We start from the raw sequence: 2,874 nt of genomic DNA, 5'->3' as shown, positions 1-2,874 counted from the left end.
TTCATCCTGCCTACCGACCTTCTTTGGTCATGCCCTCGACCGATTAGTAGCAGTCAGCTCCATACATTACTGTACTTCCACCTCTGCCCTATCTACCTCGTCGTCTTCAAGGGGTCTTACTAACTTGCGTTAGGGATATCTCATCTTGAGGGGGGCTTCACGCTTAGATGCCTTCAGCGTTTATCCCGTCCCGGCTTGGCTACTCTGCCATGACCTTGGCAGTCAACAGATACACCAGCGGCCAGTCCATCCCGGTCCTCTCGTACTAAGGACAGCTCCTCTCAAATATCCTACGCCCGCGCCGGATAGGGACCGAACTGTCTCACGACGTTCTGAACCCAGCTCGCGTACCGCTTTAATGGGCGAACAGCCCAACCCTTGGGACCTACTTCAGCCCCAGGATGCGATGAGCCGACATCGAGGTGCCAAACCACTCCGTCGATGTGAACTCTTGGGAGTGATAAGCCTGTTATCCCCAGGGTAGCTTTTATCCGTTGAGCGATGGCAATCCCACTTTATACCACCGGATCACTAAGTCCTACTTTCGTACCTGCTCCACCCGTCGGTGTCGCAGTCAAGCTCCCTTCTGCCTTTGCACTCTTCGAATGGTTTCCAACCATTCTGAGGGAACCTTTGAGCGCCTCCGATACCCTTTCGGAGGCGACCGCCCCAGTCAAACTCCCCACCTGACATTGTCCCCCAGCCGGTTCACGGCTGCTGGTTAGAAACCCAGTACTGCAAGGGTGGTATCCCAACAGCGGCTCCATGGCAACTGGCGTCACCACTTCTTTGCCTCCCACCTATCCTGTACATGCAATACCGAATCCCAGTATCAAGCTGGAGTAAAGCTCCATGGGGTCTTTCCGTCCTGGCGCAGGTAACCAGCATCTTCACTGGTACTTCAATTTCACCGGGTGCATTGTTGAGACAGTGCCCAAATCATTACGCCTTTCGTGCGGGTCGGAACTTACCCGACAAGGAATTTCGCTACCTTAGGACCGTTATAGTTACGGCCGCCGTTTACTGGGGCTTAAGTTCAAAGCTTCGCTTACGCTAACCTCTCCCCTTAACCTTCCAGCACCGGGCAGGCGTCAGCCCGTATACTTCACCTTTCGGTTTTGCACAGACCTGTGTTTTTGCTAAACAGTTGCTTGGGCCAATTCTCTGCGGCCGGCTCTCACCGGCACTCCTTCTCCCGAAGTTACGGAGTCATTTTGCCGAGTTCCTTAACAATGCTTCTCCCGTCGGCCTTAGGATTCTCTCCTCATCCACCTGTGTCGGTTTACGGTACGGGCACAACATAAACAATAGCGGCTTTTCTTGACGCATGGCTCACATGCTTCCCTACTCTCTGTTCGGTCCGCATCACGCCTTTGGATTATGTGACGGATTTGCCAGTCACACTCCTACCTCGCTTGCACCGGTCTTTCCATTCCCGGCTCATGCTCTCCACACGTGTCCCCACAGTTCTGTTATGTTGTGGTACAGGAATCTCCACCTGTTGTCCATCGACTACGCCTCTCGGCCTCGCCTTAGGCCCCGACTTACCCAGAGCAGATCAGCTTTACTCTGGAAACCTTGGATATTCGGCCGGAAGGATTCCCACCTTCCTCTCGCTACTCATTCCGGCATTCTCTCTTCTTAAAAGTCCACGGCTCCTTACCGGTACCGCTTCGTCCCTTTAACAATGCTCCTCTACCAATCAACGATGTTGATTCCTGAGCTTCGGCAGTGTGTTTCAGCCCCGGACATTTTCGGCGCAGGACCTCTCGACTAGTGAGCTATTACGCACTCTTTGAATGTGTGGCTGCTTCTAAGCCAACATCCTAGTTGTCTTCGAAATCCCACATCCTTTTCCACTTAACACACATTTTGGGGCCTTAGCTGCAGGTCTGGGCTCTTTCCCTTTCGACTGCCCAACTTATCTCGTGCAGTCTGACTCCCATACAACATCTACGCGGCATTCGGAGTTTGATATTCTTCGGTAAGCTTTGACGCCCCCTAGGAAATTCAGTGCTCTACCTCCGCAAGACTTATATGAGGCTAGCCCTAAAGCTATTTCGAGGAGAACCAGCTATCTCCGGGTTCGATTGGAATTTCTCCCCTACCCACACCTCATCCCCACCCTTTTCAACGGATGTGGGTTCGGTCCTCCATTGCCTTTTACGGCAACTTCAACCTGGACATGGGTAGGTCACCCGGTTTCGGGTCTGCTCCCTCTGACTACTCCGCCCTGTTAAGACTTGGTTTCCCTTCGGCTCCGGACCTTAAGTCCTTAACCTCGCCAGAAAGCGCAACTCGCCGGACCGTTCTACAAAAAGTACGCGGTTCATCTCATATGGATGTTCCACAGCTTGTAAACATATGGTTTCAGGTTCTTTTTCACTCCCCTCCCGGGGTCCTTTTCACCTTTCCTTCACAGTACTATGCTCTATCGGTCACTAAGGAGTATTTAGCCTTACGGGGTGGTCCCCGCATCTTCAGTCAAGGTTCCACGTGTCTCGACCTACTCTGGATCCCGCCTTGTCAACTTCCCTTTCGCTTACGGGGCTTTCACCCTCTCTGGCCGGCTTTCCCAAAACCGTTCTGCTAGGATCGTTGAATCAATTACGCGGTCCGAACCCCGGGATGCACGCATCCCGGTTTGGGCTCTTTCCATTTCGCTCGCCGCTACTTTGGAAATCGATGTTTCTTTCTCTTCCTCCGGCTACTTAGATGTTTCAGTTCACCGGGTTCCCTCTGCATACCTATGGATTCAGTATGCAGTGACGGAGGTCTTCTCCGCCGGGTTTCCCCATTCAGACATCTCCGGATCAATGGATATTTGCTCCTCCCCGAAGCTTTTCGCAGCTTATCACGTCTTTCATCGGCTCT

Annotated in this window: 1 rRNA gene; it reads right to left on the bottom strand. The window is 52.8% G+C overall.

Annotated features, from left to right (window positions below):
• Positions 1-23: 23 nt before the first annotated feature.
• Positions 24-2,874: ribosomal RNA gene (locus H6A13_RS12755) — 23S ribosomal RNA — on the bottom strand; the annotation flags it as partial.

Source organism: Mordavella massiliensis, from assembly GCF_016902415.1.
Taxonomy (GTDB): Bacteria; Bacillota; Clostridia; order Lachnospirales; family Lachnospiraceae; genus Merdimonas; species Merdimonas faecigallinarum.
The sequence above is the reverse complement of the archived record's forward strand: the minus strand, read 5'-3'. Positions and strand labels throughout refer to the sequence as shown.